The organism is Pseudomonas sp. FP215 (assembly GCF_030687795.1).
GTDB lineage: Bacteria > Pseudomonadota > Gammaproteobacteria > Pseudomonadales > Pseudomonadaceae > Aquipseudomonas > Aquipseudomonas salmasensis.
The window spans coordinates 3,829,036-3,850,444 of the sequence record NZ_CP117447.1 but is presented as its reverse complement, the minus strand read 5'-3'; the positions used below and the strand labels follow the sequence as shown (position 1 = coordinate 3,850,444).

Here is a 21,409-nt window from a genome sequence, read left to right as displayed (position 1 = left end):
CTATCACTTACCCAATTTGCTGAAGCGAGGCCAGCTGGCCACGACTCAGTACCCGAATTTCTTGACGACCATAGAGCATTGGAACCACCTGATCCCATCCCGAACTCAGCAGTGAAACGATGCATCGCCGATGGTAGTGTGGGGTTTCCCCATGTGAGAGTAGGTCATCGTCAAGATTAAATTCCGAAACCCCAATTGCGAAAGCAGTTGGGGTTTTGTTTTGGGCGCTCGAAAATTCCAGCGCTTCTGGCAACATTAAATAAGCTGCCGTTGAGGGAATTCGATACAAAGTGTTTCTGCATTTTTGCTATGGTGCAGCACATTTTCACAAGGATTGATCCTTATCCGCAGGATGCGGCGTCGACCTTTTCCAACGAGATGCTGTAGAAATGCCTGAACCGATACCTATCAAAGATCACGAAAAAGAAAACCGCCTGGTCAACAAGCGCTTGCTCGCCTGCGCGTTGTTGGTGATTGGGATCACGTGTGCGCTGGTAGGGCGCATGTATTTCCTGCAGGTGGTGCAATACGACTACCACTCCACAATTTCGGAAAACAACCGGGTCCACGTACTGCCCATCACACCGACTCGCGGCCTGATCTATGACCGGAATGGCGTAGTCTTGGCCGACAACCGACCGAGTTATAACCTGACCATCACCCGTGAGCGCACTGCCGACCTCAAGGGTGAGCTGGACGAAATCGTCAATCTGTTACACCTGCCTGCCGAAGACCGGGCGGTGTTTGATAAGGCGCTCAAGCAGGCCCGTCACCCGTTTGTTCCCGTCACGTTGTTCTACGAGCTGACCGAAGAGCAGATCGCCGTTTTGGCCGTCAACGAGTTCCGTCTACCTGGTGTGGACGTCGAGCCACAATTTGTTCGCCACTACCCCCTGGGCGCGCACTTTGCCCACTCGATTGGCTACGTCGGTCGCATCAACGAAAAAGAATCCAAGACCCTTGATTCGGTCGAGTACCGCGGTACCCAATCCATCGGCAAAACCGGAATCGAGCGCTTTTACGAGTCAGAACTGCATGGCCATGTCGGTTATGAAGAGGTGGAGACCAACGCACAGGGCCGTGTGCTGCGCGTGCTCAAGCACACCGATCCGATCCCTGGCAAAAACATCGTACTGAGCCTCGACGTCAAGCTACAGGAAGCCGCCGAAGAGGCCTTGGGCGACCGTCGTGGTTCGGTAGTCGCCCTGGACCCGCAAACCGGTGAAGTACTGGCGATGGTCAGTAAACCGAGTTTCGATCCGAACCTGTTTGTCACCGGCATCAGCTTCAAGGAGTACGCCGCGCTGCACGACTCCATTGACCGGCCGCTGTTCAACCGCGTGCTACGCGGTCTCTATGCGCCAGGTTCAACCATCAAGCCGGAAGTGGCCATTGCCGGTCTCGACAGTGGTGTCGTTACCCCACAAACCCGAGTCTTCGACCCGGGTTACTATCAGTTGCCTGACTTTGACCATAAATACCGCAACTGGAACCACAGCGGTGACGGCTGGGTGGACATGGACGCGGCCATCATGCGTTCCAACGACACTTATTTTTACGACCTGGCCCATAAGCTCGGGATCGACCGCCTGCACGACTATCTGGCCGAGTTCGGCCTGGGCCAGAAAGTGTCCCTGGATATGTTCGAAGAATCTGCCGGCCTGATGCCATCCCAAGCCTGGAAGCGTGCGACCCGTCGCCAGCCGTGGTTCCCAGGCGAAACCGTGATCCTCGGCATTGGCCAAGGTTATATGCAAGTGACACCGCTGCAATTGGCCCAGGCCACAGCATTGATCGCCAACAAAGGTGTATGGAACCGGCCGCACCTGGCCAAGACCATTAACGGTGTGGCTCCGGTAGATGAACACCCGATGCCCAACGTGGTGCTCAAAGACCCGCGTGACTGGGAGCAGGTCAACCACGGCATGCAATTGGTGATGCACGATCCCCGCGGTATCGCCCGGGCGGCAGCGCAAGGCGCCCAATACCGTATCGCCGGCAAGAGTGGTACCGCCCAGGTGGTGGCGATCAAACAGGGTGAGCGCTACAACCGCAACAAGACGTTGGAGCGGCATCGCGATAACGCCTTGTTCGTCGGCTTCGCGCCGGCCGAACATCCGAAAATCGTGATTTCAGTCATGATCGAAAACGGCGAGGCCGGCGGCCGTGTAGCCGGGCCTGTGGTGCGACAGATCATGGATGCCTGGTTGCTCGACCAGGAAGGCCACCTCAAGCCGCAATACGCGGTGCCGGCCAAGGCTCCGGGTGATCCACGGGTTTGACTCAGACCTTCCATTCGTCCCAGCGCGCTACGCCGTCATAGGCCAGCCAGGGCACTTCATGGGCCGTCCAGATATGCGAGGTGGGCCTGACGCCCGGATCCTCATCCAGCGTCGCCACCCGCACAATCACGTGGGGCTGATGCCCACGTTCAGCGATCAGATGTGAGCCGCAGCGCGAGCAGAAATGTCTGAATTTGCCCGGCGAAGATTCAAAGGACGACAGCAGTTCCTCACCCTGCGTCCAGCGAAAATGCTCACGCATCACCCCGGCCGTGGCAACAAACGCGGCCGCGTGTGCCTTGCGGCAGCTTTCGCAGTGGCAGTGGCTGATGGGCATGTCCAGGCTGTCCACTTGGTAGCGCACGCCTTTGCACAAGCAACTTCCATTCAGCGGGTCAGTCATAACCTATGGCCAGGTAAGGAGGGGTCATCATCGCGCACAACGCAAGGTTGCGCATTGGTTGATGTCGCCTAGTGTTCAGTTGAAGGAGGTGACTTATGCACGTATTAGATCGCATCGAACGCAAAGTGCTGCTCAACGCACCACGTAAACAGATCTGGGAGGCACTAACGCAGGCCGAGCAATTTGGTAACTGGTTCGGTATCGCGCTTAAAGGTAAAACCTTTGTGGCCGGAGAAACCATCGAAGCACCCATTACCTACAAAGGTTACGAACATGTCGTGTGGAAGGCCAGGATCGAACGCATCCTGCCCCAAACGCTGTTTTCTTTCTGGTGGCATCCTTTCGCAGTGGAAGAGGGCGTCGACTACGACAAGGAACCGCCGACGCTGGTGGAGTTCACGATTGAAGATCGGGCTCCAGGCATTCTCTTGCGGGTCGTTGAGTCCGGTTTTGACAAGATACCCGAAGCGCGGCGTCAGAAAGCCTTCAAGATGAACTCCCGTGGCTGGGACGAACAAATGGGCAATATCGAAAAATACCTGAGCCGAGCCTGACCCGAACGGGCATCATGGTTGATGCCCGGCTTCACGCCAGCGTGCATTCGATTGCTTTAGAAACTCATCTGCCACTGGCCGACCACCGCATGATTGCGGCTATTGCTGCCCAACTCGCCGTTGTAACCGACACTCAGGTTCTGCTGCGCAGACAAACCCACCGCCAACCCCACTTCAACCATCAAGCTGTCGCGGTCCAGTGCGCTGCCTTCAATATTGAACGCGTCGCCGCCAATCAAAAAAGCCTGCCGAGTCTTGCTGTCGACATTGCCATACAGGTGCCGCCAGCCGAAGCTGGCCTGCGGGGTCAGGCTGATGCCATTGTCCAGTTGGCTCAGATGAGCCAGGCGCACCCCGAAGGTACTGCTGACATTGTCCTGGGTTTGTGCATCCACCTTGAGTGAAGCATCGCCGCCTTTCTCGCGGTAGTTGTCGCGGTGATAGCGCTGATAGCCGAGGTTGGCGAAGGGTTCGATATTCAATCGGCCGTTACCCAGCATGTAACCCAGTTCGGCAAAGGCTTGCTGGCTATCGGCGTCGTAATCACCCTTGGGTCGCTCGCTGAAACCTGCGAACTCTACTGTGCGCTTGTTGTTACCCCTGTGTTGGCTGTACGCAGCCCCCAGGCGCAACGCCAATGGGCCATCCTGGCGTACGGCATATGCCCCCGCGTGCCAGCTGCGTAATGAATTATCGACGTTGTGGCTGTCCATATCGGTCTTCGAATAGCCGCCCAGTACACCCAGGCGCCAGAGCGGCGACAAGGACCAGTCAATACCCAGCAGGCTGCCTTGTGTACGCTGCTGTGAAGACTCGTTGCCGTGCTGGCCATCAAGCTTGCCGTAGCTGCCGAGACCTTGCAGCCACACACGGCCTCGTGCGTTTGGATCATTCAAGTTGCGCGCACTGCTGGGGATGCCAGTTACGGCCAGCTCAGGTGTTTGCGCCGACTCAAGCCCGACGAGCAAGCTTGAACTGCTGCTCATCTGGCGCATGGCCGACAGCATGGACGTGCCCACTTGGCTGCTGGCCGCCAGTGTGGCACTGGCGAGGTTGGCGTTGCTGCTGCCTGCCAGGGCCTCGAGCGCGGCGCTGGCCGTGGTCTCCGAGGTGGCCAGCAGCGCGTCGTAGAGCGGGTTGGGGTTGGGCATCATGGAGGGCGGGGGGAAACTGCCATCCCAGTTGCTCCAGTGGCGCCACGTGATGGACTCGATGCTGTTGACTGCGCGGGCGGCGTTACGGGTACGGGCGTAATCGATGAACTCGACATCGTTGCGTGTGTAGCTCAGGTTCACCCGGTTATTGTCGTAGCTGAGTGTTGGCGTCAGGAAGGCGTAGTAGCTGCGCAGGTTGGAGTCATCAAAGGTCCCCGTGATGCTGCCTGCTTGCAGGACCGTGTACGTGCTGTGCCAGGGATAGTCCATCGAGTAACCCGGCTGCGGCCACAAATAGGCACCGTTGAGGCTGGCATTGCCGACCACATGGGTTGTCGCAGCACTGCCGTCGGGATAAGTAGCGAACTCGAATGCAGAGCCTGGCTTCATGATCAGGTTGCCGTTGACCTGAGGCGCGCCGACAACGGTATTCGTGATCAATCTCCCGCTGACGGTAAGATTGTTGACTGAGCCTCGGCCCCGGTAAGTCGCGCCTTGGTCGACGATCACGTCACCAGCGATGTTGCCCTGGTTGTTTAAGTGACCATTGGCAGAGAGGCGTGCGCCTTCGCTGAAATCGCCGCGACCATTGAGTACCCAGTAGCCGCGACGCACTTGTAGTACGTCAAAATTGCGCGTCGCCTCGACCGTCCCGTCGGGTTCACGCGTATCTGAAGGATAATATTGGTAGCCCTCCAGAATCATGGTGTTATGCCCTGCGCCGCCGTCAACTAACCCTTCAAAACGGGCGCCGGGGTACAGCGTCAAGGTGTCGTTGCCGCCCCCCATGTCCAGGGCTACACCATTACCCCCGCTGATCAGGGCACCGTTGAATACCCGGTCGTCGAAATTACCGATAAAACGTGCGCCATAGCCATCAAGCCCACGCAGGTCGACGAAATTTCTCAGCTCCGTTGCGCCGGTTGCCGGCCCATCATGGCCATCACTGACTAAGAGGCCATTGTTGGCACCTGTGATTGAGCCGGTACGTGGAATGCCTGTGGAAGGATCAAACCTGCCGCCGTTGAACAGGTAGCCACCGCCAATCGATACCCCATCGCTGGTGTTGGCTCGTCCATTTTTGTCCGCTCCACTGGCGCCCCATGCCCGGATAACGCCAGAGTTTTCGATGTGGGCAATGCCTCCTATGCGTAGGCCATCGCCGTCGATATTTTCCAGGCGTCCTTCTCGTGCGCCAGTGATCGTGCCGTCGTTGTAAACCGTGGCATCACCCGTTATCGAAACCCCAGCGCCGTCACGTCCGGCAAGCGTGCCATTGTTGCTCAGCAAATTGAGTTGTTCGCCTGAGATTGCATGTTGGGCGCCGGAGATTACCCCGGTGTTGTCGATGCGCACATCGGTCGCAGCGCCCAGGCTGATCCCGTCTAATCTATCGGCAGTGATCGAGCCGTCATTTTGAATGAAGACATTGCGCTGCCAATCAGGCAGGTTTTGGCGAACGCTGACGGCGGTCGTATGGGTGGTGATGCTGCCGGTCTTGGTCACCCACAAACTGGGATTGTAAAAATAGCCACTGCCCACGGTGAGCGGGGTATTGGTTGGGGTATCGATGAATGCTTGAGCAAGGCTGGCAGGAGAAAGCGAGGCGCCGGAAACAATCAACGAAATAGTCAGGGCCAGACGGCGGGGGACGAACGACATGCGCGAAATCCTTTTCTTGAATCGCGCTATCTTCCTATATAGCCATTTGATATTGCCAGTGCATTATTATCCTAAAAAACGATGACATCCTTTTTATGATATTGCGCGCTAGGTGTGCGTTTACCCGCCGCCTTGGACCGGATGCCGAGTAGAATCACGCCCTGAACGCGATTCTTGAGGTGCGGTACGGTGGATTTACAGCAGGGTTTTGTCCTGACCCGGCATTGGCGCGATACCCCGGCAGGCACGGAGGTCAGCTTCTGGTTGGCCACCGACCAGGGGCCACGGTGCATTCGCCTACCCGTGCAAACCTCGGTGGTGTTCATTCCTGAGGCTTACCGCAAGCCGCTCGATTGGTTGCTCAAGGGCGAGCGCGATCTTGAGTTGCGCCCGTTGCAGCTGTGCGACTTTCATCACCGCCCGGTCCTGGGCCTGTATGCCCGCCAGCACCGGCAGTTGATGGATATCGAAAAGCGCCTGCGCGCTGCCGGGGTCGATGTCTACGAAGGTGACGTGCGCCCGCCCGAGCGCTACATGATGGAGCGCTTTATCACCGCCCCGGTGTGGTTCGGCGGCACGCCGGATGCGAGCGGCACCTTGCTCGACGCGCAGATGAAGCCCGCCCCCGACTACCGCCCGCCCTTGAAGCTGGTGTCCCTGGACATCGAGACCACCGCAAAGGGCGATCTCTACTCCATCGCCCTTGAAGGCTGCGGCGAACGCCAGGTGTACATGCTCGGCCCGCCGAACAAAACCGACGCGGTGGATTTCAAGCTCGACTATTGCGACACCCGCGCTCAACTGCTCGAACGCCTCAACCAATGGCTGGCCACGTTTGACCCCGACGCGATCATCGGCTGGAACGTGGTGCAGTTCGACCTGCGCGTCCTCCACGAACACGCCCAACGCCTGAACGTGCCGCTGTTGCTGGGACGTGGCGGTGAAGCCATGGCCTGGCGTGAGCACGGCAGCCGCAATCACTACTTCGCTGCGGCGGCGGGGCGGTTGATCATCGACGGTATCGAAGCGCTGCGTTCGGCCACCTGGAGTTTTGAGTCCTTCAGCCTGGAAAACGTCGCGCAAACCCTGCTCGGCGAAGGCAAGGACATCTCCACGCCGTACCAGCGCATGGACGAAATCAACCGCATGTTCGCCGAGGACAAGCCCGCCCTGGCGCGCTACAACCTCAAGGACTGCGAACTGGTCACGCGGATTTTCGAGAAGACCGAGCTGCTCAAGTTCCTGCTCGAACGCGCCAGCGTCACCGGCTTGCCGGCCGACCGTAACGGCGGCTCCGTGGCTGCCTTCACCCACCTGTACATGCCGTTGATGCACCGCCAGGGGTTTGTGGCGCCGAACCTGGGTGACAAACCGCCCCAAGCCAGCCCTGGCGGATTTGTCATGGACTCGCGCCCGGGCCTCTATGAATCGGTGCTGGTGCTGGACTACAAAAGCCTTTACCCGTCGATCATCCGCAGTTTCCTCATCGACCCGGTGGGCTTGATCGAAGGCCTCAAGCACCCTGACGACAGCGACTCGGTGGAAGGTTTTCGCGGGGCGCGCTTCTCCCGTACCCGGCATTGCCTGCCGTCCATCGTCACCCGCGTGTCCGAAGGCCGCGAAGAGGCCAAGCGCGAGCGCAATGCGCCGCTCTCCCAGGCACTGAAGATCATCATGAACGCCTTTTACGGGGTGCTCGGCTCCAGCGGCTGTCGGTTCTTCGACACTCGGCTGGCGTCCTCGATCACCCTGCGGGGGCACCAGATCATGCGCCAGACCCGCGCGCTGGTTGAGGCCCAAGGGTACGAGGTGATTTACGGCGACACCGACTCCACCTTCGTCTGGCTGGGCAGCGCGCATTCTGCGCAGGACGCCAATCGCATCGGCCTGGCGCTGGTGCAGCACGTCAACGATTGGTGGCGTGCGCACCTGAGCAACGAATATGGCCTGCAAAGCGCTCTGGAGCTGCAATACGAAACCCACTTCAGCCGCTTCCTGATGCCGACTATCCGTGGCGCTGAGGAGGGCAGCAAAAAGCGCTATGCCGGCCTGGTCGTACGCGAAGATGGCAGCGAAGAAATGGTCTACAAGGGCCTGGAAACCGTGCGCAGCGACTGGTCGCCCCTGGCCCGGCAATTCCAGCAGGAACTCTACCAACGCATCTTCCATCGCCAACCCCATCAGGACTACATACGCGACTACGTGCGGCGTACCTTGAGCGGTGAATTCGATGAGTTGCTGATCTACCGCAAACGCCTGCGCCGGCCCTTGCACGACTACGAACGCAACGTCCCGCCCCACGTACGCGCCGCGCGCCTGGCGGACGAGTACAACGATCGCCTGGGCCGCCCGCGCCAGTACCAGCGCGGTGGCTGGATCAGCTACGTGATCAGCGTCAACGGCCCGGAACCGCTGGAAGTACGCCAGGCGCCCATCGACTACGACCACTACGTCACGCGCCAATTGCAGCCCGTCGCAGACGCGATACTGCCGTTCGTGAATGATGATTTCGGTACGTTGGTGGGCGGGCAAATGGGACTATTCTAGCTAATCGACCACAGGCTCACTATTGCCCTTGGCTCAGGAGGAAACGCCCATGTACACGCTCTATGGCACCGACGAATCCGGCTCCTGCATGATCGAAATTGCCCTGCAGCGCTGCGCAGTGCCGTGGCATCGCGTGGAGGCCAGTTCCTGGCAGGACGGCGAGGGCAGCGACGCCCTTGCACGTATCAATCCACTCAAGCAGATCCCCACGCTGGTTACTCCAAATGGTCAGGTGCTGACCGAAAGCGCCGCGATCCTGATCCACCTGGGCCTGGAGTATCCCAAGGCCGAGTTGCTGGCTGGCGATCGTACGCAGATCCTGCGCGGCTTGCTCTACATCGCCGCCAACTGCTATTCGGCGATCGGCATCATCGACTACCCGCAACGCTGGTTGGGCAATGCCGATGAGGCGCAGCAAGCGCAACTGGTCAGCGGCACACGGCGCTACCTGCATCAGGCCTGGGTCGTGTTTGCCGATCAGTTTGCCGGCCAACTGTTTACACCCAGCAACGCGCCGAATGCACTGGGCATCATGGCGGCGGCTGTGTCGCGTTGGGACGACGCGCGCGAGGTGCTCGGCAACCTGGCGCCGGGCTTTGCGCAGAGCCTGGAGCGGGTAGACGCCGACCCTGTCGTGGCCCCCGTTTTTGCCCGACATTGGCCGCAGTGGAAGGTCTCGTAACCGGAAGAAACAATGACCAGGCCACTGTCCAAGCCCTTGCGTAGCGGGCTTCCTGACCTACGCTTCTCAAAGTGGTGTAGGAATCATCCTTGAATTTGGCTGTCGCAGACATGAAACTCAAGAACCCTGCATGGAATTCAAAGGAGGTGCGCATGCTCATCCGGTCGCTGACCCTGGCTACCTTGATGGCTTTTACGGGGCCGTTGTTGGCCGCTGATGATAATCCGCTCAAGCAGGAATTGGGCAAGACGCGCCCCCTGGTGGTCGTAGAGCTTGATGCTGGAAACCCGACACTGGCAACCCTGAAGAAACAACTGGAAGAGGCTGCCACCAAGCAGTCCTTCGAAGAGCGCAGCATGGTGTTCTACACCGTCAAGTTCGGCAGTATCGGCGCCGAAGGGGAGAAGTTCGCCAAGGACCCAAAGGACAGTAAAAAGCTCACGCCGCCAGAAACCAACGCGCTGATCCGCGCCCTCAAACTCGGCGTCGGCAGCGGCACCAAGGTGATCCTGATCGGCAAGGACGGCGAGAAGAAACTCGAAAAAACCGTACCCCCAGACAGCCTCGACCTGAAGGAATTCTTCAGCGCCATCGACCAGATGCCTCAGGCGGAAAAGGAGCTTGCCGCACCTGCGGAGCCAGAGCCTGTTCCAGCCGCGCCAGCGGCTCCGGCCAAGGGCAGCAAACCCGCCAAGCCCGGCAGTAAAGCCCCCAAGCCACTGGAGGATTGAACGGGTCCCCATCCCACCGCTCTGGTGGGATCCGGCCTCAGGCCTTCCACGGCTTGAGCCAAAGCCCCAACCCCAGCAACACCAGCGCGCCGGCCAGGCTGCTCAACCCCAACTGCCACCCATCGTTGTGCAAGGGGTGCAGGGCCAGCGCCGCCACACCCAACAGCACCCCGCTCAAGCCCCACTGCAACGGCCAGCCCAGTTGGCCGAGCAGTTGCTGGCGGTGCATCAGCAACAGGTTGGTCACCACCACGCCACCCAACGCCGCCAGGGCGATCCCCGGCAGCCCGAAACAATAGGGCAGCACCACCAACAAGGCGGCGTTGACCAGGCTGCCCAGCAGTTCGCAATTGAGCGGCAGGCGCGTGTCACCGCTGGCGTAGGCGTAGCGCGCGAGCATGGCGTTCCAGGCGCCAAACACCAGCGGCGTGGCGAACCAGGCCAGCAGCGCCGGCAGTGGGCCGTCGGCGCTCTGGGCGGGCATCAGCAGATGAATCAGCGTAGGGCTGGCGCCAATCAGGCCGAAGGCCGCAGGCAGGCTCAGCAGGGTCGCTGCATCCAGGCCGCGGCGCAGCAGCGCCAGGCGCTGTTGGCCTTGCTCGCCGCTCATCATGCCCAGCAGCACTTGGTTAAGGCTCATCAAGGCAATCAGTGGCAGGTTGATCAGCTTGCGCGCGAGGTTGACCCACGTCACAGCGCCGTCCCCCAGGAAACTGGCGATCAACCGCTCCAGTAGCGCCAGGCCTTGGCTGGCCACGTTGCTGGCCAACAATGGGCCGATGCGCCCCAGCAATTCGCGGCCTGCCAGCGGGTCGCCGCTGACCTGCCACGGCCGCCAGCCGAAGGACCAGACCGGCGCCAGCAACGGCAGGCACATCAACACACTACCCGCAAAAAAACACATAGCCAGTTCGGCGCTGTCGCTGGCGCTGCCACGGATAAACAGGTACAGCACCGGTGGCAGATTGAACAGTAAAGAGCCCAGGCCCGGCAGGACAAAACGTTGGCGTGCCTGCAAGGGAATACTGAACAGCCCATGCATCACCAAGCCTGGCGCACAGGCGGCCAGCCAGCGCAGGTTGGCGGCGGCTTGGGCATGGGCCGCGGCGTCCAGGCCGGGGCCGATCAGGCGCACCCACAGCGGCGCGCCCAGCGCCAGTAGGGCAAACAGGGCCAGGCCCACGCCCAGCAGGCGAGGGGACAGGCTGGCCAGCCAGGCTTGCTGGCGCTGTGGGTCGCGTTGCTGATAGAGGGGCAGGGCAGCCGCTGCGAGCAAGCCGGCGGCCAGGGTCATGCGCAATGCTTCGGGCAAAAACACCGCCACCAGAAACCCGTCGCTGCGACTGCCCGCACCCCAGGCCGCCACCAGCAGCCATTCGCGGGCAAAACCGGCCACCAGCCCGGCGAGCGTCGCCAGGGTCAGCCAGAGCGTGCTGCCGAACATCAGTGAAACAGGGTGAACAGGCCTTTGCCACCCACCTTGTAGTTCAGGTCATGGCAACGTTCGCCCATGATTTTGGCGCCGCTGCCGCCAATGATTTTGTAGGGGGCCACTGCCTTGGCCACCACGGTATTGGCGCTGATCACTGAACCATGGCCCAGGTGCGTGCCGTAGCCGATCAACGCTCGGCTGCCGATCCACACATAGTCGTCGATGTAGATCGGCCCGGAAATCGACCAGAACTCCGGCGCCTGCAAATCATGACTGCCGGCGATGATCAGCACGTGGGAGGCAATCGCCACATGGTTGCCGATCACCAGCCCGGCGCGGGCGTCCACCTGGCAATGCCAACCGATGACCGAATCGTCGCCGACCACCAGATTGTGCATGCCCAGCACTTCGGTGTTACGCCACACGCTGGAGCCCTTGCCGATCTTCGCGCCACCCAGGCGCAGCCAGGCGATGCGCACGTGGTGGCTGGGGATCTTGTTGATCAAGATGTTGTAGGCCATGTCCCAGACACTGCGCCATCGGTCTTTGACGGTTGCCCAGTTTTTGCCGTAACGCGGCAGTAGCTGGGCCGCAAGGTCCTGTTTCATCCGGTGGAACAGGCGGCGCGCCACCGGGTGCTCAATCGCGGTTTCCAGGTCGATGGAGCTGATCCAGAAGCGCTTGTTGTCGCCTTCGCCTTCTTCAAATACCACGTCGTGGGCCAGGCACCAGTCCAGCGCCTCTTCCAGGTCTGGCAGGCTCACGCCTATTTCAGCGGCCAGCGCGGGGAGGCGGTCGCGCAAGTCGGTGGAGTGAATCATCCGGTGCTTCATGGTTGGTTATCCTTTGGCGCAGTAGCAGCAACAGGGGCGGTAATGGAAGGGCGCAGGCGCACCTGTTGCAGGCTCATGCCCATCAACAGCCAGAACAGCGCGATCAGTACAAAGGTGAAGCTGAAGTAGTGGTCGAAAATCCCCGTCAGCAGCGCCGCCAGTACGCCGCAGATGCACCCCAGCCACAGGGCATTGTCGGCGGTGACTTTGCGCACCTGGCCCAGGGGCCGCACTTCGCGCCACCACAACAGGGTGACGGTGATAAACAGCAGCATCCCTGGAATGCCGACCTTGTAGATAAAGTTCAGCCACAGGTTGGAGATCCCCAACAGATTGGAGCCGGGCACGGGCGGGTCGATCTTGAAGCCGATCCCCAGGGGGAAGGTCGCCATGGCGGTGGGGAACCTGGCGTACTCGTCAAAGCGGATTTCGGTACTGGCGTTGGTGGTCGAGAAGATGGTCAGCAAGCGCTCCTGCAACGGCGGATAGAACATCACCAGCGCAACGGCGAACGCCGCCCCGATACCGATGATGCGCCCGCTGTTCGGCACGCGCTTGTAGGCCAGCCAGATCAACACCAGCGCCAGGGCCACGATGGCGCCACGGGAAATACTCAGCAGCAGGCCGGCACACCCCAGCACCGCCACCGCCAGGCCCAGGGCCCGACGCCAGCCGCTGCGGGTCCAGCCATAAAACAGCGCCAGCGGAATAAACAGCACCAGCACGCCGCCGGTCAGGTTGGGGTGCACCCAGGGCGAGGCCATGCGCGTGTAGTTGGCGGAGAAAATATCCTTCACCGCTTCCGGGTGGGCGTATTTGAGGTCGGTGAGAATATCGATCATCGACATCGCATTGCGTGTTTTGAGGAACATGAAGATCGACAGCAACAGCATCGCTAGGTTACCCAGCAACAGGGCGACCACTACCTTGTCGCGGTCGGCGTCGGTGCGCAGCAGCAGCGGCACGATAAACAACATCGACAGGTTCATCAGCCAGCGCACCCAGTTCACCGGCCCGTTGCCTTCGGCATGGATGATCAGCATGCCCCAGATAAACGGAATGGTGCTGAACAGCATCAGCCACATCAGCGCCCGCTCGGTCGGCCGCCACAGCATGAAACCACGGGTCTTGCCGATGAACGATTGCCAGAACACCCCGACCCAGGTCAGCCCCAGTACCGCCTCGCTGACGGTGGTGCGGATGCCCAGTTGCAAGGTGGTGTAGGGAATACTGGTGGCCAGTACCGCGAAAATCAGCAAACCCCACAGGGGAAAGCGGATCAGGGTCAAGGCTACGGCCACACCGGCCACCACCAACATGACCTTGATCGGCGACAGGGCCAACAGCAACCCGCCGAACACCAGGCCCAGCAGCAGACTGACGAATTTTCCTGGCAGCATTAGCGATCCAATTCCTTGAGCAAAGTGTCCAGGCGCGCGCGATAAGCCGGTTCGGCAAATTGCCGGGCCCAGGCGCGGTGTGTTTCGCCGTCTTGCGTGGCCTCGGCGGCTGCCAGTTGTTGCATGACCTTGTGCAGTTGCTCGGCGTCATGGGGGGCGAAGCGCGGGGCGTCGGGTGGCGCGATTTCATCCAGGGCGCTGCCGCGTGCCACCGCTACCGGCGTGCCGACACTCAAGGCTTCCACCACCGGCAAGCCAAAGCCCTCGGCATAGGACGGCTGCCACAGGCACGCGGCATGACGGTAAAGCGCTTGCAGTTGGCCGTCCGATAAACCGCTGCACCAATGCAGGCCCGGCAGGTCACCAAGTGCCGCAGGTACATCGCTGGCGTGGCCCACCAATACCATGTCCGGCACATCAGGGTTCAGCGCACGGCAGGCCTGCCATTGGCGCAAGAAGAACGCCATGTTCTTGCGCGGCTCCCGCGTGCCCACCACCAGCCAGTAACGCGCCGGCAGGTTGGCGGGCAGCGGTTCTGGCGCTGCATTCAGTTCGGGTACCAGGTTGTTCAGCACGCGGAACTTGGCCCGGGCCCAGGGGAACAGGCGCGCGGCCTCATTGCAGGAAAACTGCGAAGGGCACCACACCCGATCAGCCTGCCATACCGACCAGGCAATCGAGGCCCCGTCGATCAGGCGGTAGGCCAGGGCCTTGAGCTTGGAGCGATGGAAGTTGCGGTGGGTGAGCTGAAACAGGTCATGCAGCACCAGCACATAGCGGGTGCCGGCGGGTTTGCGACACAGCGGCAAGCCCATATTGGCCGTGGCGATGTACAGGTCGATCTGCTGCTCGTGCAGCGCCTTGGGCAAGAAGCCGCGCTCGAACCGCAGGCGCACTTGTGGGCGTTGCAGGCCGTCCAGCGGGCTGGCCCAGGCCGGGCAAACCGCCGTCTGGCGTTGCGGATGCTCCAGGGGCGCCTCACTGAACAGCACCACCTCGGTGTTGCCCCGCGCGCGCAGGGCGTCTTCCAGGGCCACGACCTGGCGGGCGATGCCCGAAGACGGCGCAACCGTGGCGGGGCGATAATCCAGGGCTACGCGCATGGCTGAGACTCCTTGGCGGTGAGCAAGCTGTGGTAGAGGTGCTCCAGTTCATTACCCGCCACTGCCCAGTCGTGATATTGCCGCGCATAGTCGCGTGCGGCATCGGCCAGTCGCCCGGCCAGCGCCGGTTCATCCAGCAGGCGCACAACGGCGTCGGCCAGGGCCTCGGCGTTTTCGCCGGCCAGGTAATGCACCTGCGGCTGTACCGCCAACCCGGAAACGCCCTGGGCCGTGCTCACCAGCGGCAAGCCGGCGGCCATCGCCTCCAACACCTTGAGCTTGGAGCCGCCGCCATGGCGCAACGGGGCGACAAAACCGGCGCAGCGGCGTTGCAAGGCGCACAGGTCGGGAACAAACCCGAGCCACTCGATACGTTCATCGGGCCAACGCTCGCGCCAGTGTTCGGGTAAGCCATAGCCGACCACCGCCAGGCGTGCGTTCGGGCACTGCAACCAGAGCCTGGGGAAGATCTCTTCGAGCAGCCACTGCACAGCGTCCAGGTTCGGTGCGTACTCGTAGTTGCCGACGAACAACAGGCGCTGGCTCCGTGCATCGGCGTTGACCTCGGCGAAGGCGCGGCTGTCGACCCCATTGACCACCACGCTCACCGGCGTCGACGACAATGGCCGCATGGCCTGAGCGTCCGCCTCGGTCACCGCGACCACATGAGCGGCGGCATCGAACGCCTTGCGTTCCCATTGCCGGCAGCGCCACTGATCGTACTGCACAAATGGCGCGGCCCACTTGGGGAAGCGGTCGTAAGTGGCGCCGCCGAGGCTCGATTCCAGGTTGTGCTCGGTCAGCACAAACTCGCGCCGTTGCTGCTGCAAGGTGCGCAAAAACGGTTGCAGGCTGTAGCTGTGTTCTACCTGAATCACGTCCCAGCGCTCGTTCAACAGCTGCGCAAACTGGGCCTGCAACGGTGCCGACAGGCCGTTGACTGTGGTCAACAGCGGCCAGGGCGCGAACAAGCCTGCGAGCAGGGTCAGCGGGTGTTTCAGTGGCCGGCGCGGTACCACGATCAGGCGCTCGAGCAGCGGCTCAAGGGCCGCGTGCACCGCGTCATCGGCTAGCGTTTTCGATTGCGCCAGCAGCGTGATGCGATGCCCGCGCTCACTCAAGGTGCGCAGCAAATGGTACTGCCGCGTCTTGCCGCCGCTGGTGGTCGGCCACGGCAGGTAGGGCACAATCCAGAGGATTCTCATGTACAGCTCTCCATGCCCGGGGCTACCACACCAATATCTGCAAACTCGGCTTCACCGCTGGGCGAATACCGTTGTCGTCGCTCAGGGTTTGCCGGGCGCCGGTCAGCGGGTCCAGCAGTTCCGCGTTTTTGATGCCGGGCAGGCTGATGCTGCTGCCTTTGGCGCTCCAATACATCAGCAGGTTTTTTCCGTCAGGGCGGGTCCAGGCCACGCTGTAGAAGCTGTCCGGTACATCCTGCAACTGCGGCGTGTTGCCGGGTTTAAGCGTGGGGCCGGTGATCTCCAGGAAGCGGGCGAGGGCGGTGTACACCGGCTTGGGTTCGCCATCGAGGTTCAACAGGCCGTAATGCTGGTCACGTGGTGAGGCGCGTTGGTCGAGGTCGGACAGCGCGAACAGGAAGATCTTCTGGTAGTCCTGGGACGCCATCAACGCCAGGCGGCGCAAGGTGTAATCGGCTTGCCCGTCGACACCGATCAGGTCCTGCATCTCCTTGGGGCCGGAATAGCTGGACCAGCCCCATTCAGTGGCCCAGACCTGCTTGATCCCGGCACCGTGCAGCATTGAATTGAGTTGATCGCCGCGCAACAGCACTTCGTTCTTGCCCGGCTCATCGGTTTCCGGGGTCATCGAATAGGGGTGATAAGCCGCGACCATGCCCAGGCTTTGCACCCCCAGCGCGCCGAGCGCTTCAAACATCAGGGTTTTGCCGCGGGGCGGCATCTGGCTGTAATACGCCATGCCACCCATGACCTGCAGTTTGTCCGGCGCTGCAATGTTCAAGGCCTTGTGACTGGCCAATAACAACTGCGCGTATTCCTTGGCGTTGACTTTGGGGCGCCAGTTGTTCGGCAGGTTCTGTTCATTCCACACCTGCCAGGCATCGATATTCGGATAACGCTTGGCCAGGACGGCCAGGCGCATGGCATAGATATTGGCGTCCCTCGGTTGATACTGGTCCTGGAACGGCACGCCCTTGGGGGCGGTGGTGATAAAGGGTGCCGACCCCACCAGGTAAAACACCGAACGCAGTTTTTCGGCGGTCAGGGTGCGGTCCAGTTCATCGAAGGTAGCGAGCTGATAATCGTCTTCCTTGGGTTCCAGGCGATCCCAGTGCAGGTCGACCCGCACCCATTGCAATCCAAGCTTCTTATATTGGTGGATCTGCTTACGGTACTGCTCGGGCGTGAACCACAGAAAGTGGGCGTTCACGCCGAGAAAGTCCTTCCAGACTACGGTGCGCTCCGGGGCCAGGTTCACCGGCTGCGCATCGACTTTTTCACTCAACAGCAGGGCGCTACCGACGGCGATTGACAGCGCCAGCGGCAAGTAGCGCCACAGTGGGCGAACGGATGACAGGTTCATCGCAACGGCTCCTCACAAGCATCCCGAAATAATTCAGCAAACCGCTGGGCCGTGTTGGCCCACTGGCGTTGGTGCCCGATTTCTCCTGCCCGTGCGGCCCATTGCTGCGCCTGTTGCGGGTCGAGGATCAAGCGGCTCAAGGCGTTGCTCAAGGACGCTGTATCGCCCTGCTGATAGGTGATGCCATTGCCGCCGGCCACCTCTTCGGCAAAGGCGCGGGCGTTGGAGGTGATCACCCCGCGCCCGCAGGCATTGGCCCACGACAGCGCGCCACTGGTGCCACGCATCTGCCCCAGGAAGCTGAGTTTTTTCGATTCGCGATAGGGCAGCACCATCACATGGTGTGCCTGGATCGTAGAAGGGATCTGCGCCGAGGGCAGGTCCAGTTGCCAGTCCACCACATCCTCAAGATGCAGGGCGCTGATCTGCTCGCGCAGGCCGTCGAGGTAGTTGCCGGCGGGGTCAAAGGTCATTTCCGGCGCGGTGCCACCGGCCAGGGTCAGGCGTACCTGGCCTCGGCATTGCGGGTGGGCGGCCAGTGATTGGGCCAGGGCCAGCAGCAAGTCCTCAATGCCCTTGCCACGGTAGATAAAGCCGAAATACAGCAGGCGCAACGGCGCCAGTGGCGGCAACGCCTGGGGCGCGATGGGCAGGTTGCCATGGGCAATCACCGCCACCTGTTGCGGGCGCAGGCCCATGCGCTGGCGCAGGCAGTCGCCGCCCAAGCGGGTGAGGGTGATCAGGCGACGCATGCCTTTGGCCAGGCGCCGCTCTTCGTGCAAGGTCAACGGGTCGGCCAGCAGCGCCGCCGCCTGGGGCAGCGGGTGGGGCAGGCGTTCAAGCAGGGTCAAAGGGAAAAACAGCTTGGCCCGGCGCCAGATCAGGCGCTCCGGGTCATGCACCGTGGCGGTCAACGGCAGGTGCGGTTGCGCCCGGCGCAAGTACTCCAGCGCCTGGAACTCACCGAAGCGTCCACCCCCCAGTTCTGCATGCACCAGGTCCACGCTGCGCCAGTCAAAGGCCTGCAGGCGCTTCAACTGTTCAGGCAGCTCCAGGCAGCCGGCGAGTGGGGTCACCACCTCCAGGCCCTGTTCGATCAACGCGTTGCGCAAATGCGCGGCGTAATCGGCGATCCCGGTCTGCTCCGGTGGCAGCGGCGCCAGCAATGCGATACGCATCAGGCCGCCCCACGCCAGCTATTGAGTCGCGCCAGCACCTTGGCCGGCACTTCGAAGCGTCGACGGTTGAGGATCATGCCGTCGACTTTGCCGAACGCGGTGGTCAGCAACGACACGGCATTTTCGATCGTCGGGACGGTGCTGGTGCGGGCTTCGATCACCAGCACAATCTGGTCAGCGCGGCGCAGCGTCAGGAACGCCTGCGGGTTGGAGGACAGCGCCGAGGCGTCCAGCAGTAACACTTCACCCGGCGTTGGTGCGTTCGCCCCATCGACCGAGACGCGGTGACCACGTTCCTCCAGCAGACGCTTGAGTTGCGAGGCGATAAAGGTCACACCCTCGCCATGGCGCGCCGAGGTCAGGCCCAGGGCAAAACCTTGGGTGGCAATGCGATCCAGGGGCAACAGGCTGTACAAGCGATAAAGGCTGGCGGTGACGGCTGCCGGCGTTGCGTCTTGCACATCGGGAATGCTGCTCCACAGCGGCACGTGGAACATCTCCTGCAAGCGTGTGCCATCGTGAATGCGCTGGTCCAGCAGGTACAGCACATAGATGGTCAGCAAGCCCACGGCCACGCCAGCGGGAATAGCGAACAACAGCATCAGCAGGCTCTTGGGAAACACACGTGCCGGGTTGAGGGTGGCGTGTTCGATCAGGGCGATGTTGCTGATCTGGCTGTTGTCCAGTTCGTGGTCGATTCGCGCCTGTTCAAGATTGTCCGAGTACAAGGCATAGCTTTTTTCGGCGGTGCGCAGTTGTTGGCTCAGGGTGTTGAGTTGCGGTTCATCGGTCATCGCCTGGTCACGCTGGGCGCGCAATTCGGTAAGGGTCTTGTCGTAGTTCTCGATTTCCCCGGCCAGTTTGCGCTCTTGCAACTGGGCGTCGATCATTTGCTGTTTGACGTTGATCACCAGGCTGTTGGGCGCGGTGTTCTGTGAGCGTTCCAGGCGGGTGGCTTCCTGGGCGCTGAGGGCTTCCATGTCGCGGATGTTCTGCTCGATCTGATTGACCTGCGGCGTGCCCGGCAGGTAGGTGCGCAACAGCCGAGCCCGCTCCACTTGCAGCGCATTGAGCTGGCGCTTGAGGTCGAGTTGGGTGGGGTTGAGGCTGGTTTCGCGCATCGTGACCACGTCTGCCGGCTGGCTCTTGATTTGCTGGCTGGCGTTGGCCAGCAGGCTGCGAATCCCCGAGATCTGGTTCTGGGCGCTGACCTTGGCGTCGGTGACGCGGTCGATCTGGTTGGTCAGGTTCTTCAGGCGCGCATCGACACTGATCGAGTCGATCTGCTTCAAGCGGCCTTGCAACTGGTCCTTCAGGCTCTGGATATTCTCCGCCACCTTGGCGCGTTCGGTTTCATAGAAGGTGTGCAGGCTCTTGCGCCCGAGAATTCGCGCGCGTTCTTCAAGGTAGGCGTTGACCCAGGTCTCGACGATTTTTTGCGCCACCGCCGGGTCGTCCCAGGTGAAGGAAATCTCGATCACCGAAGAACCCGGCTCGTGGCCGGCGGTAAAGTTCTTCTCCAGTGAGGTCGCCAGGCGTTCCAGCGGGCTTTGTTTCTCGGCAAGGCCGACGAACTGCAGCACACTACGAATGCCATTGATGACTTCGCCCACGCCCTTTTTGATGTAGAACTTGGTGACCTTCCAGAAGCCTTGCGGCGGCTCGGCGGTCATTGCCATATAGCGCTCGGCGACGATATGCACGATGGGCCGGCCCGTGAGCATTTTTTCTTCGTCGACAATCGGGTCGTGCTGGGTGCTCGGGGCAATCAGTGTCTGGCGGTTGGCGGCCTCGATCGGCAAGGTGGTGTTATCCCGCCCCGGCTTGACCAGCAAGCGCGCGTCCGACTCGTAGCGAGCCGGCAGCAGGAAGGCACCGAGCACGGCGATGACGATCGTGGTGAGCACGGCCAGTTTGAATTCGCGGCGGTAGATGAAAAACAGCCGCAGCAGGTCGCGAAGAGAGCGGATTTCGATCACAGGATCACTCCATTGCATATGGGGTTTACGAAAGGCGGGAACGCTTGGTTCGAGTGATACGAAGCCCGCTTCATAATCCTTGGCCTGCGTTGATGGTTGGGTTGTTGTAGATGGTGTTGCCGCTGTTTTTCACGTCGCTCTTGTTCAGGTCGTAATTCAAGCCAATACCAATCCCTTTGTTGATCGGAAACAGCTTGGTGAAATACATATCCACAGCCTCCACCGTCGCGCCGATGCCCGACTGCGGCACAAAGATCAAATCGCCGCGCTGCAACGCCACCCGCGGGTGATTGGGGTTGGTCAGCATGCTCTCCAGGCTGATGAAGTACGTCCTGTACTTGCCATCGGGGCCAGTGCGCAGCAAGGCTACGTTGGAGGCATCCGCCGAGGGCAATACACCACCGGAGCTGAGCAGCGCCTGCTCGACGCTGACGTTGCCGGCCAGGTCGAAAAACGCCGGGTTGGACACCGCACCGCCGATAAACACCTTGTTGCTCGGTGCGCTGGCGATGTTCACCGTCACCGCCGGTTCGCGGTAGATGCGCTTGTACTTCTCGGTGATCTCCTTGCCCAGGTCTTCGGGCGTGCGCAAGGCCGCCTTGACTCGGCCAATGTTGGGCACCGAGATCACGCCGTCAGGGCGCACCACAAATATCGTCATGTCATCGGCCGCCGCCGGCTCCTGGGCATCACGCACGATCCGCAGCGAGTCGCCGCTCTGTATCAACACCTGCGGGGGCGGCAGGTCGGCCAGGGTCAGCGCCGCTTGATGGCCGGCCTTGAGCGTGTCGTTATCAGGAAGCGGCACCCGCGCGGGGGTCGAACAACCAGCCAGCCAGATTGAGGCACTCAAGAGGCCGAGCAGGGTAAGACGGAAACGTCGGTTGATAGTCTTCATGAC

General features: G+C 61.4%; 16 protein-coding genes and 1 rRNA gene. 6 read left to right on the top strand and 11 right to left on the bottom strand.

Features of this window, described 5'->3' with window-relative positions:
* The first annotated feature begins 60 nt into the window (after positions 1–60).
* Positions 61–176 (top strand): 5S ribosomal RNA (gene rrf / locus PSH76_RS17205).
* 213 nt (positions 177–389) lie between these two features.
* Positions 390–2,282 carry a penicillin-binding protein 2 gene (mrdA, locus tag PSH76_RS17200; protein WP_305492659.1) on the top strand — a complete coding sequence of 631 codons (1,893 nt, stop codon included), beginning with the start codon at positions 390–392 and terminating at the stop codon, positions 2,280–2,282.
* A gap of 1 nt (position 2,283) precedes the next feature.
* On the opposite strand, the gene PSH76_RS17195 is transcribed toward mrdA, so the two are convergent.
* A complete protein-coding gene (locus PSH76_RS17195) occupies positions 2,284–2,685 on the bottom strand; it encodes a GFA family protein (protein WP_305492658.1) in 402 nt (133 codons plus the stop codon).
* 95 nt (positions 2,686–2,780) lie between these two features.
* Between PSH76_RS17195 and PSH76_RS17190 the strand changes: the two genes are divergently transcribed.
* Entirely contained in the window at positions 2,781–3,239 is a 459-nt protein-coding gene (locus tag PSH76_RS17190) for an SRPBCC family protein (RefSeq protein ID WP_305492657.1), read from the top strand.
* Between the two features lie 56 nt (positions 3,240–3,295).
* Here the strand turns inward: PSH76_RS17190 and PSH76_RS17185 are convergent, their stop codons facing one another.
* Entirely contained in the window at positions 3,296–6,055 is a 2,760-nt protein-coding gene (locus PSH76_RS17185) for an autotransporter domain-containing protein (protein WP_305492656.1), read from the bottom strand.
* Positions 6,056–6,244: 189 nt separating this feature from the next.
* On the opposite strand from PSH76_RS17185, the gene PSH76_RS17180 reads away from it, so the two are divergent.
* The 3 genes from PSH76_RS17180 (at position 6,245) to PSH76_RS17170 (ending at position 10,015) form a co-directional block, all read left to right on the top strand.
* Complete coding sequence (locus PSH76_RS17180; RefSeq protein WP_305492655.1) at positions 6,245–8,602, top strand: DNA polymerase II; 2,358 nt, start codon at positions 6,245–6,247, stop codon at positions 8,600–8,602.
* Positions 8,603–8,651: 49 nt separating this feature from the next.
* The gene (locus PSH76_RS17175) at positions 8,652–9,284 is read left to right on the top strand and encodes a glutathione S-transferase (protein WP_305492654.1); all 633 of its coding nucleotides are present in this window, start codon (positions 8,652–8,654) and stop codon (positions 9,282–9,284) included.
* A gap of 152 nt (positions 9,285–9,436) precedes the next feature.
* Positions 9,437–10,015, top strand: a complete 579-nt coding sequence (locus PSH76_RS17170) for a DUF4174 domain-containing protein (RefSeq protein ID WP_032892532.1) — start codon at positions 9,437–9,439, stop codon at positions 10,013–10,015.
* A 37-nt stretch (positions 10,016–10,052) separates the two neighbouring features.
* On the opposite strand, the gene PSH76_RS17165 is transcribed toward PSH76_RS17170, so the two are convergent.
* The 9 genes from PSH76_RS17165 to PSH76_RS17125 all read right to left on the bottom strand — a co-directional run bounded on the left by PSH76_RS17165 (position 10,053) and on the right by PSH76_RS17125 (position 21,406).
* A complete protein-coding gene (locus PSH76_RS17165) occupies positions 10,053–11,459 on the bottom strand; it encodes a lipid II flippase MurJ (RefSeq protein ID WP_305492653.1) in 1,407 nt (468 codons plus the stop codon).
* Entirely contained in the window at positions 11,459–12,280 is an 822-nt protein-coding gene (locus PSH76_RS17160; protein WP_305492652.1) for an acyltransferase, read from the bottom strand. Before PSH76_RS17160 ends, PSH76_RS17165 begins: the two co-directional genes overlap by 1 nt.
* Positions 12,277–13,680 (bottom strand): O-antigen ligase, encoded by a 1,404-nt coding sequence (locus tag PSH76_RS17155; RefSeq protein ID WP_305492651.1) that lies wholly within the window; start codon positions 13,678–13,680, stop codon positions 12,277–12,279. Before PSH76_RS17155 ends, PSH76_RS17160 begins: the two co-directional genes overlap by 4 nt.
* Positions 13,680–14,783: a glycosyltransferase family 1 protein gene (locus tag PSH76_RS17150; RefSeq protein WP_305492650.1), complete on the bottom strand. Its 1,104-nt coding sequence runs from the start codon at positions 14,781–14,783 to the stop codon at positions 13,680–13,682. Before PSH76_RS17150 ends, PSH76_RS17155 begins: the two co-directional genes overlap by 1 nt.
* A complete protein-coding gene (locus tag PSH76_RS17145; protein ID WP_305492649.1) occupies positions 14,774–15,988 on the bottom strand; it encodes a glycosyltransferase family 4 protein in 1,215 nt (404 codons plus the stop codon). Before PSH76_RS17145 ends, PSH76_RS17150 begins: the two co-directional genes overlap by 10 nt.
* 22 nt (positions 15,989–16,010) lie before the next feature.
* Positions 16,011–17,351, bottom strand: coding sequence for a beta-galactosidase (locus PSH76_RS17140; RefSeq protein ID WP_305492648.1), 1,341 nt, complete (start codon positions 17,349–17,351; stop codon positions 16,011–16,013).
* Positions 17,348–18,529, bottom strand: a complete 1,182-nt coding sequence (locus PSH76_RS17135; RefSeq protein ID WP_305492647.1) for a glycosyltransferase — start codon at positions 18,527–18,529, stop codon at positions 17,348–17,350. Before PSH76_RS17135 ends, PSH76_RS17140 begins: the two co-directional genes overlap by 4 nt.
* Entirely contained in the window at positions 18,529–20,508 is a 1,980-nt protein-coding gene (locus PSH76_RS17130) for an exopolysaccharide transport family protein (protein WP_278917835.1), read from the bottom strand. The genes PSH76_RS17135 and PSH76_RS17130 overlap by 1 nt, the downstream gene beginning before the upstream one ends.
* 70 nt (positions 20,509–20,578) lie before the next feature.
* Positions 20,579–21,406, bottom strand: a complete 828-nt coding sequence (locus PSH76_RS17125) for a polysaccharide biosynthesis/export family protein (protein WP_044273576.1) — start codon at positions 21,404–21,406, stop codon at positions 20,579–20,581.
* Positions 21,407–21,409 lie beyond the last annotated feature (3 nt).